12 protein-coding genes are annotated in these 15,392 nt (G+C 45.3%); 11 read left to right on the top strand and 1 reads right to left on the bottom strand.

Annotated elements, in window-relative coordinates; genetic code table 11:
• The first annotated feature begins 31 nt into the window (after positions 1-31).
• From MHH89_RS09715 to MHH89_RS09665, 11 genes are all read left to right on the top strand, one after another.
• Positions 32-1,015 (top strand): polysaccharide deacetylase family protein, encoded by a 984-nt coding sequence (locus MHH89_RS09715; RefSeq protein ID WP_076182607.1) that lies wholly within the window; start codon positions 32-34, stop codon positions 1,013-1,015.
• 78 nt (positions 1,016-1,093) lie between these two features.
• On the top strand, positions 1,094-2,362 hold the full coding sequence (locus MHH89_RS09710; RefSeq protein WP_341086952.1) for a M16 family metallopeptidase: 1,269 nt from the start codon (positions 1,094-1,096) through the stop codon (positions 2,360-2,362).
• On the top strand, positions 2,337-2,783 hold the full coding sequence (dut, locus tag MHH89_RS09705) for a dUTP diphosphatase (protein WP_172628834.1): 447 nt from the start codon (positions 2,337-2,339) through the stop codon (positions 2,781-2,783). The genes MHH89_RS09710 and dut overlap by 26 nt, the downstream gene beginning before the upstream one ends.
• 536 nt (positions 2,784-3,319) lie before the next feature.
• Positions 3,320-4,216, top strand: a complete 897-nt coding sequence (dpsA, locus tag MHH89_RS09700; protein WP_076127855.1) for a dipicolinate synthase subunit DpsA — start codon at positions 3,320-3,322, stop codon at positions 4,214-4,216.
• 1 nt (position 4,217) lies between these two features.
• The gene (locus MHH89_RS09695; protein ID WP_036688443.1) at positions 4,218-4,814 is read left to right on the top strand and encodes a dipicolinate synthase subunit B; all 597 of its coding nucleotides are present in this window, start codon (positions 4,218-4,220) and stop codon (positions 4,812-4,814) included.
• A 260-nt stretch (positions 4,815-5,074) separates the two neighbouring features.
• Positions 5,075-6,298 (top strand): aspartate kinase, encoded by a 1,224-nt coding sequence (gene dapG, locus MHH89_RS09690; RefSeq protein WP_036688442.1) that lies wholly within the window; start codon positions 5,075-5,077, stop codon positions 6,296-6,298.
• A gap of 16 nt (positions 6,299-6,314) precedes the next feature.
• A complete protein-coding gene (gene dapA / locus MHH89_RS09685; RefSeq protein ID WP_076201735.1) occupies positions 6,315-7,190 on the top strand; it encodes a 4-hydroxy-tetrahydrodipicolinate synthase in 876 nt (291 codons plus the stop codon).
• A 510-nt stretch (positions 7,191-7,700) separates the two neighbouring features.
• Positions 7,701-9,380 (top strand): ribonuclease J, encoded by a 1,680-nt coding sequence (locus tag MHH89_RS09680; RefSeq protein WP_076127859.1) that lies wholly within the window; start codon positions 7,701-7,703, stop codon positions 9,378-9,380.
• 203 nt (positions 9,381-9,583) lie between these two features.
• Entirely contained in the window at positions 9,584-10,351 is a 768-nt protein-coding gene (locus MHH89_RS09675) for a ClpP family protease (protein WP_076136428.1), read from the top strand.
• Complete coding sequence (locus tag MHH89_RS09670) at positions 10,348-10,560, top strand: YlzJ-like family protein (protein WP_076127863.1); 213 nt, start codon at positions 10,348-10,350, stop codon at positions 10,558-10,560. Before MHH89_RS09675 ends, MHH89_RS09670 begins: the two co-directional genes overlap by 4 nt.
• A 78-nt stretch (positions 10,561-10,638) precedes the next feature.
• Positions 10,639-13,299, top strand: coding sequence for an FtsK/SpoIIIE family DNA translocase (locus MHH89_RS09665; RefSeq protein WP_076179908.1), 2,661 nt, complete (start codon positions 10,639-10,641; stop codon positions 13,297-13,299).
• Positions 13,300-13,388: 89 nt separating this feature from the next.
• Here MHH89_RS09665 and MHH89_RS09660 read toward each other — a convergent pair whose 3' ends face one another.
• Positions 13,389-15,353 carry an ABC transporter substrate-binding protein gene (locus MHH89_RS09660; protein WP_076281613.1) on the bottom strand — a complete coding sequence of 655 codons (1,965 nt, stop codon included), beginning with the start codon at positions 15,351-15,353 and terminating at the stop codon, positions 13,389-13,391.
• Positions 15,354-15,392: the final 39 nt, after the last annotated feature.

Here is a 15,392-nt window from a genome sequence, read left to right as displayed (position 1 = left end):
ACAAGTCGTTTCTACCGGGGAGGAAGTCGTCATGAAGACGGAAAAAGTGGCTTTAGTGGTTGCTTGTATTGCGATCGTGATAGGAATTGGCAGCACTCAGGGACCGGTAAAGGACATGCTTGCGCAATTGAAGCCGCAGGATGACCTAGCTGTGTGGAAGGATATTTCTAAGGCGGAGAACAATGATCTTCGGGCACGGATTGAGACCGCCGCAGCCAAGCTTAATGCCCCTCCAGTGAATGCTGTGGTTGATCGGGTATGGAAGGCGATTCCGGGTTATAACGGGCTTGAAATTGATGTAGAGAGTACATATCGGAATGCTCTTTTGGCACCAAAAGAACCTATAAAATTTGTGTATCGGCAGATCGAACCACAGATATCCCTGAATCAACTGGGGGCTGAACCCATATATCGTGGGAATCCGGCTAAGCCGATGGTATCGCTGATGATTAATGTGGCGTGGGGAAATGAGTACATTGTGCCAATGTTGGATGTTTTGGATGAAGAGAACGTTAAAGTTACGTTTTTTCTGGATGGGAGCTGGCTGAGTAAAAACCCGGAACTGGCTAAAGAAATGCTAAAACGCGGTCATGAGATGGAGAATCACGCTTATACCCACCCTAATATGAGTACTTTAAGTCGTGCACGAGCTACTGTAGAAATTGAGAAGACACAAAAGCTGTTAAAGGAATCGCTTGGAGTCACTAATAAATGGTTCGCCCCCCCTTCTGGTGATTTCGATCAGGAGACGGTAGAAATTGCAGGCAGCTTAGGGCTCAAAACCGTACTATGGACCGTAGATACCGTAGATTGGCGAAATCCGTCTCCTGAATCTGTGGTTGCCAAAATCACAAGCAAAGCGGAACCCGGCACTCTAGTCCTAATGCATCCCACAGCCGCATCCTCCAAAGCTCTGAAGGCCATGATACGTGGAATCAAAGCAAAAGGGTTACAGCTAGGCACAGTAAGTCAAACGCTCTCAGCAGAGCGGCTAATCCCCTCTAATGTTGAGTGAGAGATGTATTTCTGGTAGGATTATAGGCACGTGTAATTAAATTAGATAGAACATGGCTATTAGCCAGGAGGACTTGAAGTGGAAAAAATAGTGTTATCCAATGGTTTACGAGTGGTAATGGAGAAAATCCCGACCGGCCGGTCCGTTTCTTTCGGAATCTGGGTAAAGACAGGCTCTCGGAATGAACATCCTGGAAACAACGGGATATCCCATTTTGTAGAACATATGCTTTTTAAAGGTACGGATCGGTACAGCGCCAAGGATATTGCTGAGCAGTTTGACGCCATCGGCGGCAATGTAAATGCGTTTACCTCAAAGGAATATACATGTTATTATGCTAAAGTATTGGATGAGCATCTGCCTATCGCTGTAGATGTGTTAGCGGATATGTTCTTCCGTTCACGGGTGGACGCTGAAGAGCTGGAGAAAGAAAAGAATGTCATCCTTGAGGAAATTTCCATGTGCGAGGACACGCCGGATGATCTTGTGCATGATTTGATGTGTGCTGCTGCCTACAAGGACCATCCGCTTGCGTATTCCATCCTCGGCTTGAAGGAACGGCTAATGGAGATGAAGCCGGATGATCTTCGGGCGTATATGAAGGAACAATACACGATTGAGAATACGGTTATAAGCGTTGCCGGCAACATCAGTGATGGATTGATTGAACTGCTGGAACAGCATTTTGGTTCTTTTGATAATCATGGTACAAGTGCGCCGCTGACTCCACCAGATTACTATGGAGAGCTCTTATTTCACCGCAAGAAAACAGAGCAGAATCACATCTGTCTTTCCTTACCAGGTGTCCGTTCTGGCGATCCCCTGCAGTATGCTATGGTGCTGATTAATAATGCCGTAGGCGGAGGGATGAGCTCCCGCATGTTCCAGGAAATTCGTGAAAAGCGCGGATTAGCTTATTCGGTGTATTCCTATCACAGCTCCCAGGCAGATTCTGGTCTGTTTACGGTCTATGCTGGAACAGCGCCCAAGCAAACAAAGGATGTCATGGAGTTAATCAAGGAAATGATGTACGAACTTGCTACCAACGGCCTCAGTGAAGATGAGCTGAGAAAAGGTAAGGAGCAGCTTAAAGGCAGCCTCATCCTTAGTCTCGAAAGCACTAGCAGCCGAATGAACCGTATCGGAAAAAATGAACTTATGCTCGGAAGACATAATACATTGGACGATATGATCGCCAAAATTCAGCTAGTGACGATGGACAATATCAACAGTGTGCTGGACCATATGTTCGCGGAGCCGCTTTCTTTAGCGATGGTAGGCTCATCAGATAAAGCTATTGCAAATGTTAGGAGAGATGATCTTGTCTTATTACGTACAAATCAATAAACTTGCTGGAAACGAGGATGTAAATCTTCCTTGTAAAATGTCGGAGCAAGCTTCCGGTTATGATCTTTATGCTGCCGTTGCGGGTGAAATTGTACTTGCACCAGGAGAGCGGGCATTAATTCCAACAGGGATTTCACTGGCTATGCCAGAGGGGCTTGAAGCGCAGATCCGTCCGCGTAGTGGACTGGCCTTGAAGCACGGGATTACCTGCTTGAATACACCTGGAACTATAGACGCCGATTACCGCGGAGAGATCAAAGTGCTCTTGATCAATCTGGGGCAGGAGCCTTTTGCTATCGCTCGCAATGAGCGGATTGCCCAAATGGTATTTCAAGCCGTTCCAGTGGTTAATTTGGTGGAAGTGGAAGAGTTATCCGAAACCCAACGCGGAGCCGGAGGCTTTGGCCATACTGGCAAGTAAGATTGTTGTTACAATTCATTTAAAAAGCTTACGAATTCATGCCCAAGGTATGATTCGTGAGCTTTTTTTGATATGCAGAGTTAATTATCCAAAGTTTTAATTCTTCGATTGTTATACAACTAACCCCGACTTCCCCATCGAATAAACTCAGCATTTTCATTGGCGCTCTGCCACTACTCTAACCCTACCGTCAAAGTAAAGACGAAGCCCCTATCGGACCCCAGTGCTCTTATTTACAACAATTCTGCTTAATTCGGCTGTTTTCGGACCCCAGTGTCACTATTTGATCAATAACACCTGTTATCGAACCTATTTACATCGAATTAGAGCTCTCCAGTCCGAAACTCCTCCTAAAAGGCAAAAAATACACAAATAGTTGCATCTCGGTCCTTAACTCATCAGCCGTAACCCGTAACCCATTAGTTCATCATCAGCCATGCGTGCCGGGGATTTCATTTCCGCTCTTCACCCATTAACTATGCCCAGCATAAGATGCTTTATAGTCGATAGTGTATGTTGAAAGGAGCGTCATCCCTATGCTTACTGGCGTCAGGATCGTGTTCCTGGGCGGGGACGCGAGACAGCTTGAAGTGATTCGGAAATGTGTGGAATTGGATGCGACGGTAAGCGCTGCCGGGTTCGATAAGTGGGAGACCCCTAGCCCAGGGGTGAGCCTGGAACAATTGACGGTAGAGCTGCTGAGTAATGCAGATGTATTAGTGTTGCCTACGGTAGGCTGTGATGATGAAGGAAATATTAGTGCTCTATTTTCTTCTGAGCGTTTAACGATTCTGGAGGAGCATTTCACTGCGCTGCCATCCGATTGTTTAGTGTATACCGGTATGGCTAAAAGTTACTTGCGCGGGATGTGTACCAAGCACTCACTGAAGTTAATCGAACTGCTTAATCGTGATGATGTGGCTATTTACAACTCTATCCCGACAGCGGAGGGAGCGCTGGTAATGGCCATTCAGAACACGGATTTTACGATTCACAGCTCGAAATCAATGGTGCTTGGTTTAGGTAGAACTGGATTTACAATGGCTCGAAGTCTACAGGGACTGGGGGCCAGTGTAAAGGTTGGTGTCAGAAAACAAGAACATTATGCACGTGCTGAGGAAATGGGCTGGAAGCCTTTTATGACCAATGAGCTGCTGCTTCACGTACCGGATGTGGATCTTATATTTAACACGATACCAAGTATGATCATCACCGCGCAGGTGCTCTCGCGGCTTGCGCCGCATTGCGTAATTATTGATCTGGCATCTGCACCAGGCGGCTGTGACTTTCGTTATGCTGAGAAACGTGGGATTAAGGCGATGCTGGCTCCAGGACTCCCTGGCATTGTAGCTCCAAAAAGCGCTGGGATTATTATGGCAAATGCGCTGGTACAGTCGATTTCGGACGAGGCTTTAATCAAGGGGGACGAATAAAATGGATTGGCACGGAAAAACAGTAGGGTATGCGATCACTGGATCTCATTGCACTTTTGCTGAGGTAATGCCACAAATTCAGCGCTTCGTAGACGGGGGAGCAAACGTAGTACCTATAGTTTCTGCCTCTGTACTAGGAACAGACACCCGCTTTGGGACATCGCAAAATTGGTTAAAACAGTTGAAAGATATAACAGGGAATGATATCATTTCTACAATTGTTGAAGCGGAGCCGCTGGGTCCTTCCAAGCTGCTGGATGTGCTGACAATAGCACCTTGCACAGGAAATACAACGAGTAAACTGGCTAATGCCATGACGGATAGTCCCGTGCTAATGGCAGCTAAATCGCAGATGCGCAACGGACGTCCACTAGTTCTAGCGATATCTACAAATGATGGATTGGGCCTAAATGCCGCGAATATTGCTAAGCTTCTGGTGGCTAAACATATTTATTTTGTACCATTCGGTCAAGATAACCCTGAGGGTAAACCTAACTCGCTCGTGGCACGCATGGATCTTATCCCGGAAGCTTGCTATGCCGCTTTGCAAGGTAAACAACTACAGCCGATGATCATCGAACGGTTTCATTCAGCATAGAAAATTGACAGAGCTCGGCTGATTTTGTTGTGGACAATAAAAGGGGAGATGCACCAAATGAGCAATGAGAAGTGCCAAGATAACGTAGTGGAACCAGCTAAGTTCATTGCTATCAAAAAAATATAAGCAGTATTGCTACCGTCCTCAGGTTCGAGGGCGGTACAGCCATTTAACAACTTACTTAACGAATAAGCTCACGTACCGTAATCTTTTCACGAATGATTAGTGTGTTTGCTTTGATAATAATGGGGGAATTATACATGGGTATTCTGGTACAAAAATTCGGAGGAACATCGCTATCCACACCGCAAGCTAGAGAACACGTAATCCGCAATGTCAAAAGGGAGCTGGCAAGTGGCTATAGTCTTGTAATTGTTGTATCGGCTATGGGCCGTCGCGGAGAACCTTACGCAACTGACACTTTGCTGGATTGGGCCGTGCAGAACGGAGATGCACTTCCAGACCGGGAAAAAGATCTCTTGATGTGCTGTGGTGAAATTATTTCAGCTACTACTCTATGTGGGCTGCTGGAGAATGAAGGCATCGCTTCTACAGTATTAACGGGAGCTCAGGCAGGATTTCTGACAGACAGCAACTACGGTAATGCCAGAATTCTGGATGTACGTCCGGAACGCATTCTCCGTGAGCTGCGTGAGGATAAGGTAGTTATTGTTACCGGGTTCCAGGGCCAGACTGAAGCGGGTGATTTGACAACTTTAGGCCGTGGCGGCAGTGATACCTCTGCTACAGCACTGGGTGCTGCTCTTCATGCTGATATGGTGGATATTTATACGGATGTGAACGGAATTCTTACAGCAGATCCACGGATCGTTGAAGATGCTAAGCCATTAACTTACGTTAGTTATACTGAAATTTGCAATATGGCTCATCAGGGAGCAAAAGTCATTCATCCACGTGCGGTTGAGATTGCTATGCAGGCACAGATCCCAGTTCGTGTTCGTTCAACCTTTTCAGAAGCTGAAGGTACGTTGGTTACGAATCCAGAAGGATTTAACGATATCCAAGCAGGGGGAATTGTGGATCGATTCGTTACAGGGATTGCTTATGTCAGCAATGTTACACAGATTTCTGTGGAATGCCCGGACGGTAACGGAACCGGAGTGCAGCTGCAAATCTTTAAGAGTATGGCAGATAACGGGATAAGCGTTGATTTTATTAATGTAACACCTACGGAAGCTCTTTATACGGTTTTTGATGACAAATCAGAGAAGGCTATTTCTGCTCTACAGCAGCTGGGTTTGCGACCTAAGAGTTTGTCGGGTTGTGCCAAAGTTTCTGTTATCGGGGGCGGAATTAATGGTGTGCCTGGTATTATGGCGCGCATTGTTGAGGCGCTTAGCTCGCAAAACATTCAAATTCTACAATCCGCGGATTCGAATACAACGATATGGGTGCTTGTGAAAAAAGAAGATATGGTGCAGTCCCTGCGTTCGCTGCATGCTATGTTTGAATTGCACCGCTGACAAGGAGGAATTCAAAGTGGATTTCGGAAGATTAATAACAGCCATGGTAACCCCTTTTGATGGGGATGGAGAAATCAACTGGGATGTAACTTCACAGCTTGTCGATTATTTAATTGAGGTACAGAAATCAGAGGCTTTGGTTGTCTGCGGAACGACAGGGGAATCGCCTACGTTAAGCGATGAGGAAAAGCTGCAGCTGTTTTCTTTTGTGCTGGAAAAGGCGAATGGACGTTGTAAAGTTATTGCTGGAACTGGCAGCAATAACACGAAACATTCCATTCATCTGACGAAGGAAGCGGAGAAAATAGGCGTAGATGGAGTGCTTTTGGTCGTTCCTTATTATAATAAACCGAATCAGGAAGGTCTTTATCAGCATTTTTCCACGATTGCTTCAGAGACTTCATTACCAGTGATTCTATATAATGTTCCAGGTAGAACAGGTGTAAGTATGAGCGTGGCCACTACCCTGCGGCTTGCTGAGATTCCGAACATCGTTGCTACGAAAGAATGCGCGTCTGTAGATCAGGTAACACTTATTGCCTCTGCTTGTTCAGATGATTTCCGTGTATATACGGGTGATGATGCCTCAGGTCTTGCCAGTCTGGCTGTCGGTGGATACGGAATTATAAGTGTATCTAGCCATGTGGTTGGTGCGCAGATGTCAGAAATGATTTACGCTTATACCTCCGGCAATGTTCAGCTTGCTGGAGAGATTCATCGCCAGCTGTTCCCGATTTTTAAAGGAATGTTTGAATGCCCACAACCGCTGCCCAATCCTTCAGCTGTAAAATATGCTTTAGGACTCAAGGGGATCCCTGTGGGCGGAGTCAGATTGCCGCTTATTTCGCCAACGGAAGCGGAAGCGGCTTTTATTGAAGCACTTTTTCACTAAGAATTAATCATTGCTGATGTACGTTCTAAACCGGCTACTCTATTGAGGGAGCCGGTTTTTGCATTTATATTTTTTTTCTGAAATATTGAGGCGAATTTAAGGAAAGAATTTGGATACGAGGCGGATGACTTGTCTTTTGCCAAAAAAATCATGTATAATGATCTTAAGTGACTGGGTGCGGTTAAAATTAAATATGCGGTAATCTTCCGTCAATGTAATACATTGTGAGACAGGATAGGTCCCAAGATGAGTCTGTTTAAATAAATGACATGTCTTCGCGCGAGGGGCGCGACGGTGAATTTTGACGGCGTTTGTCCGCTTCAATATGAACTTTACTGCCCGGAATCGGGAGCTTTCGCATTGCGCATTTTACAGATTTCAGGAATTTCCTCGTCGATTGGAAGTTATTGGCTGTTTGAAAGAAATGTGTTCAGCGCCGCTGAAATAATCGAAGTTCGATATTTACCAATAAAAGTATGACGTCCAACATCATAGGAGGGTTAGATTCATTTGTCCAAAAAAAACAACAACGATAAATTGACGATTTTCGCATTGGGCGGAGTCGGAGAAATCGGGAAAAACATGTATGTTATTCAATACGGAGCTGACATTGTAGTCGTGGATTCGGGACTCAAGTTTCCGGAAGAGGATATGCTCGGTATTGACATCGTAATTCCTGATATCTCGTATTTGACAGAGAACCGTGACAAGGTAAGAGGTATTGTGCTTACTCACGGACACGAGGATCACATCGGTGGTCTACCTTATGTCCTGAAGAATTTGAATGTTCCAGTCTATGGAACAAGATTGACTTTAGGTCTTGTAGAGAACAAATTGAAGGAAGCGAACCTGCTGGGGGACACCAAACGGATTCTGATCAACGAAGATTCAGAAATTCAATTGGGGAACTCACTTAAGGTAACTTTCTTTAGAACCAACCACAGTATTCCTGATTCCGTGGGTGTATGCATTGAGACTCCGGAAGGAAATGTTGTTCATACGGGCGATTTCAAATTTGACCACACCCCAGTCAACGGTCAATTTGCAAATCTGCATCGGATGGCAGAGATTGGCCAAAAGGGCGTACTTGCTCTTTTGTCGGATAGTACGAATGCTGAGAAACCAGGCTTTACCCCATCTGAGAAGAATGTCGGTATTGTGCTGGAAGATATTTTCCGCAAGGCTGAGCAACGTGTCGTTGTAGCAACTTTTGCTTCCAATGTGCACCGTATTCAACAAGTGGTTAATGCAGCAGAATCTACGGGTCGTAAGATTACAGTAATTGGCCGCAGTATGGTCAACGTTGTATCCATCGCTTCAGAGCTTGGATATTTGAACGTACCTGACGGAATGCTGATCGAACCGGAAGAAATGAATAGAATGGCAGCAAATCGTGTAGTTGTTCTTTGCACAGGCAGCCAAGGCGAGCCAATGTCTGCATTGACACGTATGGCACGTTCTAGTCATCGTAAAGTAGATATCCTGCCAGGCGATACCGTTATTATTGCGGCAACACCTGTGCCAGGTAATGAGAAGTATGTAGGCCGTACTATCGATGAATTGTTCCGTCTTGGTGCTAATGTGATTTACAGCGGTTCCAACTCCGGCGTTCACGTATCCGGTCACGGTAGTCAAGAAGAACTTAAGCTTATGCTTAACCTGATGAAACCGAAATTCTTCATTCCGATCCACGGTGAATACCGCATGCAGCGCAAACATGCTTTACTGGCAGAATCGGTTGGCGTAGAGCCACAGAACATTTTTATCACTGAAATCGGTGAAATTGTTGAAATCCAGGGCGGTGCCGCTCGTAAGGCTGGTAAAGTAACAGCTGGTAACGTATTGATTGACGGACTAGGTGTAGGCGATGTTGGTAACATTGTATTGCGTGACCGTAAGTTGCTGTCTCAAGATGGTATCTTGGTTGTCGTGGTTACACTTAGCAAGCAGAATGGTGCAATTGTTTCTGGACCTGACATCATTTCACGTGGTTTTGTTTATGTTCGGGAGTCCGAAGGGCTGCTCGACGAAGCTAACCGAATTGTATCCAGTACATTGCAACGCCTGATGAGTGAAAAAGTAAATGAGTGGGCTTCCCTTAAAACAAGCGTAAAAGATTCGCTGGGCCGTTTCTTATATGAACAAACGCGCCGCAGACCGATGATTTTGCCAATTATCATGGAAGTGTAAGGAGAGTTTCTCCTTCAATGAATATATAGCTAGGGCTGAGCCCCTTTTCCCCGGAAATATTGGACGGTTTCCACGGGAGAAGGGGTTTTTGTATGTTGATAAGCTGAAAATTGCATAATGCAGCACCCTGAAACGTCATACTAAGGATTGTTAGTAAGGCAACAGCAGACTAGAGCTGCATATAACAAGGGAGAGCTGCGAAGATGAACTACATCGAAGGATCAAATGGAGCAAAAAATGAGGAAGTTGTCCCAGGAGAAACTAATCCGAATCCTAATGAAAATATGCCGCCCACTACAATGGGAGCGATTAAGGAGCTAGGACAAACAGTAGTCCCAAGTGGAGAGCCTGATATTTTTTGCTTAACGATTATTGGTCAGATTGAAGGACATATTGTTATGCCTCCACAGAACAAAACAACAAAGTATGAGCATATCATTCCGCAGCTGGTGGCAGCTGAGCAGAATAAAAACATCAAAGGCCTGCTTATCATTTTAAATACGGTAGGTGGAGATGTAGAAGCGGGATTAGCAATTGCGGAAATGATTGCATCCCTCTCCAAGCCAACGGTAACCGTAGTCATTGGAGGCGGGCACAGCATCGGGGTGCCGATTGCAGTTTCCTCCACTTATTCGATTATTGCTGAAAGTGCAACGATGACGATTCATCCGATTCGAATGAATGGTTTAGTGATCGGAGTGCCGCAAACTTTCGAGTATATGGAGAAAATGCAGGAACGTGTCGTTAAATTTGTGACTTCCCATTCGCGCATTTCTGAAGAACAGTTCCGTGATCTCATGTTTAAGACAGGTGAGCTCAATCGTGATATCGGGACGGCTGTGGGGGGCTTGGATGCCGTTAAATATGGTCTGATGGATGAGGTCGGCGGGATCGGAGCGGCACTTGCGCATCTTAACCGAATGATCGGCGGGGATTTCTCAGCATCGACTCCAGGAGGGATTACGCAATGACACTGTACACAGTAGTTGCAATGGAACAGGTGTGGGAGGGGGCATTTAACAATTATGCCGCAACCCGAGAAGTTAGTGTGCAGGGCATGCTGATGCAGGTTGAACCGATGGAGGAAGGACGTGCGCGGATTGTGAGATTATTGGATTGTCCGCTGAACCGTTATCTAGATCCGGCGTTCTCTCCAGGTTCGATAATTACATTAACATAAAGATTCATTTTCTGACAAAAGAGAACATAGGTACGCCACGCCATTATATGGTATAATGTTGTTCCGGGGGTGGCTGGCGTGGCTAAACGAAAAAAGAAGAAGAAAAAAGCGCTGCTCGGCAGCGTTTTAAAATATGAAATATATGGAATTTTATTAATAACTATTTCCGTCATTGCACTGTCTGGTGAAGCAGCCGTAGGGCGCTCACTTTCAAGTATGGCGGGTTACTTATTAGGGAGATTTTATTTTGTGTTGCCGCTTATCGGCATTTTTTATGGACTTATGGTGATGATCCATCGAAGATGGCCTTCCTCGTGGAACAGCAGGCATACTGGCGTGCTTCTGCTTCTATTGTCTATGTGCCTTATGAGCACAATATCTGCAATGGAGCAGAAGCTTGGCCCGTTGTCTTTGTTACATCCTGGCAATGTAATGACACAAATACATAATGATCTTTCGGGATCACTTTCACCTGGCTCGAACGAAAGCAATGTCTATATGCTGGGTAAGGATATAAGCGGAGGGTACATCGGCGGGTTGGAGTATGCAGCGCTGTTATGGCTTTTTGGTAGTCTGGGCGCTAAGCTGCTTATGATCGTCATGCTGGCGATCAGCTTTATGCTAATTACCAACTTGTCCTATGTGGAGATTTTTACGCTTTTGCGAGTGCGCTTGGTTAAGTTTGTGGAGGGGATTCGTCTCCATGCTGCAAACCGTCCGAAGGCGGTTCCCGTAGCGGCCAGACCTTCTAGAGCCGCTGCTCCAGCTAAGGCTCGGCAGGTGAAGCAGCCTGTCTATGATGACGAGGAGGAAGAAGACGAAGACGATCGGTATTTGCCTAATCGCAAACAACCTGTCCTTTTGAAAAAAATATCTGGCTGGTTCTCAGGCTCCACGCGTTCACAGGTGGAAGCAGATTCTGAGGATGACGATCAGGGTCCAATTGTGGCAAGTGCTTCAACCGGTCCGATTATTTCGGGATTAACTCCAGATAGTCATGTAATTCCATTAGACGATATCGATCATGATTTTGATGATGCGGATCTGGATATTGAACCTGTGACGCCTATTATTCGTGACTTCTTTGAACATATCCGTTCAGAAGGGTTAAACGAAGAAGACCGGGAAGAGTGGAGTGAATTCTCACCCGCAGCTCGTGGTGAAGCAGCTAAACCTGCTGTAGCCGGACCTAATGCCGTTAAGCAGCAGCCTACGGATGAGTCTGAGGAGAATGTAAGCATAGACTTGGAAGGCCTGCTAGGTGCTTCTCCAGATGGAGAGATTATTCCTGCTCCTCCAGCACCACCTCCACCGAAGCCATATAAGCTGCCATCGTTCCGTCTTCTAGCCAAACCTAACAATGGTGGCAAAGCTGGAGATCAGAATGATTATATGCAGACAGCCCGTAAGTTAGAAGCAACACTTGAAAGCTTTGGGGTACGGGCTAAGGTGCTGGAGGTAGTAAGAGGCCCAGCGGTTACGAGGTATGAGATACAACCGGATATTGGGGTTAAGGTTAGCCGTATTGTAAATCTGACGGATGACATTGCCCTTGCACTTGCAGCCAAAGACATTCGGATGGAAGCGCCGATTCCGGGTAAATCTGCAATTGGGATAGAAGTTCCGAACTCTGAGGTGTCTATTGTTACCATGCGCGAAGTTATGGAAACACAGATTTTTCAGGAGGCTGAATCCAGATTATCGATTGCTTTTGGCCGTGATATTTCCGGCCAGACCATTATTGGCAATCTGGCTAAGATGCCCCATTTATTGGTGGCCGGTGCAACAGGCTCCGGTAAATCTGTCTGCATCAACGGGATTATAACAAGCATCTTATACAAAGCTAAACCTGATGAAGTTAAATTCCTCATGGTCGATCCTAAGATGGTAGAGCTGAATGTGTATAACGGAATTCCCCATCTTCTGGCTCCGGTTGTCACAGATCCCAAGCGGGCAAGTCTTGCTTTGAAGAAGATTGTTGTGGAAATGGAGAAGCGTTACGAGCTATTCTCCAAATCGGGAACACGGAATATGGAAGGTTATAATAAGCTAATGGCTGAGAATCCAGCGGCAATTCTCCCGTATATCGTTGTTATTGTGGACGAGCTTGCGGATTTGATGATGGTTGCAGCCAATGATGTCGAGGATGCAATTTGCCGACTTGCACAAATGGCGCGGGCGGCTGGAATTCATTTAATTATCGCTACACAACGCCCTTCAGTAGATGTAATCACAGGTTTAATTAAAGCTAATATTCCATCCCGGATCGCTTTTGGCGTATCGTCCAATGTGGATTCACGTACCATTTTGGATATGCCCGGTGCAGAGAAGCTGTTAGGCCGAGGTGATATGTTGTTCTTGCCAATGGGCGCATCTAAACCTATTCGTGTACAGGGAGCTTTTATGAGCGACCAAGAAGTAGAGACTATTGTTCAATATGTCAGCAGTCAAGGTGAAGCCGAATACGATGAGTCCATCGTTCCTGAAGTGGATGATACAATCACTGAGGATCAGGAGCCACAGGATGAATTATACGAGCAGGCCGTACAAATTGTGCTGGAGGCTAAGCAGGCTTCAGTGTCTCTGCTACAGCGTCGTATGCGTGTCGGATATACCCGTGCAGCCCGGTTGATTGACTCTATGGAGGCTCGTGGAGTCATCGGTCCTTACGAGGGCAGCAAGCCGCGTGAGGTGCTGGTGTCACTTGAGCAATATCAGCATAACAAGATCAGCTCCTAAGCTGGACAAGCCCTTCGAAACCTTCAACAGACAGTAAAAGAGATGGCCACTTTATGAAGCGGACCATCTCTTTTTTGTATCCTGAGTACTTATTTGACTCTTGGTGCAGCAAGCAAAGCTTCAACAATATAATCCAGTTGCACATTTAGAGAATAGATATCACTGTAATAACCTAATCCAAAATCAATTTCCATCAAACGGCCTTCTTTCACGGCAGGGATATTGTTCCAAATTGGGTTTTGGGTCAGATCAGCCATACCATCATAAGAGGAGCGGAAGATATAATCACCGCTGTATTTGCCAAGGACTTCAAAGGATACGGATTCGCCATCCGCACCAGTCGCCGTATCTATTTTCTGTTGAATGATTTCCGGCGCCTTCATGCCTAAATATTCATAAATGATTTGCGAACCACGTCCGAATTGTTTGCTTGCCACAACAGCCATACTGTTGTCTTTTCCACCTTCCATGATGGATATTGTGTGATCCAGAATACCAGCTTCTTGCAGCTTTTGTTTGCTGTCTTCAACTTTTTTATGGAAATCAGTAAATAATTCTTTTGCTTGATCTTCTTTGCCTACGACTTGTCCAATAAAGGACACCCGTTCTTCTGTTGACATTTTTTCATACGGAACTAACACTGTTGGTGCAATTTGGTGGAGGGCTTCATAAGTTTCCTCTGACGGCACGATGATAAGATCAGGATTTAGAGCAAGGATTGCTTCAGGGCTAACCTCAAACCAGGTGCCAAGCTTTTGCACATCTTTTAGCTCATCTTCAAATGCAGCACCCTCGGATACATCGGATACACCTATAGGTTTAATGCCTAGAGCCAGTACATCACCGAGCAAATAAAGAACTACGACTCTTTGTGGACTAGTGGGAACGGCAATGTCTCCTTTAACTGTGGAAATTATCCGGGTTTGTGCTTCGACAGCAGCTTTGTCTGTATTTGCTCCTGTACTTGTTTCTGCTGAGGGGGTTGGTGTCCCATTGCTTGACGCATTTGAATTTGTGGTTCCCGTGGAACAAGCGCTTAACACTATGGTAAAGCATAATAACAGGGTGAGCAGTAATGATGGTTTGGCATTTCTAAACATTGGTAATTCCCCTTCTCCGTTATATTGATAATGATTATCATAATCAATATAACGGAGAGGTTGTGTTCGGGCAATGTCAATTTGTGCACCTTGGGATGGCATATCACGCCAACTGGGTTGGGTGATCAATTTATTTTTGTATCGGACAGGGGAGGTTCCGTAATATTTTTTGAACATTTTTCCTAGATAATAGCCATCAGGATAACCTACTGCAATTGCGATGTCATGCAAGCTCGCCTCAGTGTTCAGGAGCAGTATTTTCGATTTTTCCATGCGGAAGCTGATTAAGTACTGAGCAGGGCTAGTCTGCAGCCGTGTTCTGAATAATCTGGATAATGTTCTAGGGCTGCTGTTTACCGCTTTAGCTAATTTTTCAAGAGAGAAGGTTTCCTTATAATAAGTCTGCATATAGCGAATTGCTTGATCTAGCGGATCAGGTTGGATTAACTGTGTTTCCAGCGTATGCAGCTGCCTAAGCATCTCATAAATCCATTGATAAAACAGTGTTTTAACATGCAGCCGATCCAAAAGACCTGTTTTGCCCCAATCAGTAAACATGTTCTCCATCTTATCAAATAAGGGCAGTGGACTAGTAGGCGTAAATCCATATTGGAGATTGAAGGGATTATTGTGTTCCATAATTGCTTTTAGATTGTTGCGTGAGGCGAGTGAGAGGTTTGCTTTATATAAAATTAAGTAATACTCCAGTAGTTCCTCCGTGCGTAAAAATTGAATGTTCATTCCTTTTCCACCATGAAGGATATGAAAGTTGCCGATCTCATGCGGGATCTCGTCAATCAGTATTTCGGCTTTGCCGTTTATGATCAACAAGAATGCGCTTGAGGGCAGCTGATATTGTGAATTCAGATCACTAGATCGTTGAAAAGTATGGCGTATATCAATAATTTCTATTAATGCGTGGTTCCACAATAAAATGTGGTCCTTTAAATTCATGATTAATATCAACTCCAACGTTTTCTTATTTCGATTATA

The sequence above is a fragment of the Paenibacillus sp. FSL H7-0323 genome, from assembly GCF_038002725.1.
Lineage (GTDB): Bacteria > Bacillota > Bacilli > Paenibacillales > Paenibacillaceae > Paenibacillus_AQ > Paenibacillus_AQ odorifer.
This window is presented reverse-complemented; position numbering and strand designations above follow the sequence as displayed.

What these genes read in the sequence shown, in the direction of transcription:
- dapG (WP_036688442.1), top strand. Translation starts at nt 5,075, where the DNA reads ATGGGTATTCTGGTACAAAAATTCGGAGGAACATCGCTATCCACACCG.
- MHH89_RS09675 (WP_076136428.1), top strand. Translation starts at nt 9,584, where the DNA reads ATGAACTACATCGAAGGATCAAATGGAGCAAAAAATGAGGAAGTTGTC.
- MHH89_RS09670 (WP_076127863.1), top strand. Translation starts at nt 10,348, where the DNA reads ATGACACTGTACACAGTAGTTGCAATGGAACAGGTGTGGGAGGGGGCA.
- MHH89_RS09715 (WP_076182607.1), top strand. Translation starts at nt 32, where the DNA reads ATGAAGACGGAAAAAGTGGCTTTAGTGGTTGCTTGTATTGCGATCGTG.
- MHH89_RS09695 (WP_036688443.1), top strand. Translation starts at nt 4,218, where the DNA reads ATGGATTGGCACGGAAAAACAGTAGGGTATGCGATCACTGGATCTCAT.
- MHH89_RS09660 (WP_076281613.1), bottom strand. Translation starts at nt 15,353, where the DNA reads ATGAATTTAAAGGACCACATTTTATTGTGGAACCACGCATTAATAGAA.
- dpsA (WP_076127855.1), top strand. Translation starts at nt 3,320, where the DNA reads ATGCTTACTGGCGTCAGGATCGTGTTCCTGGGCGGGGACGCGAGACAG.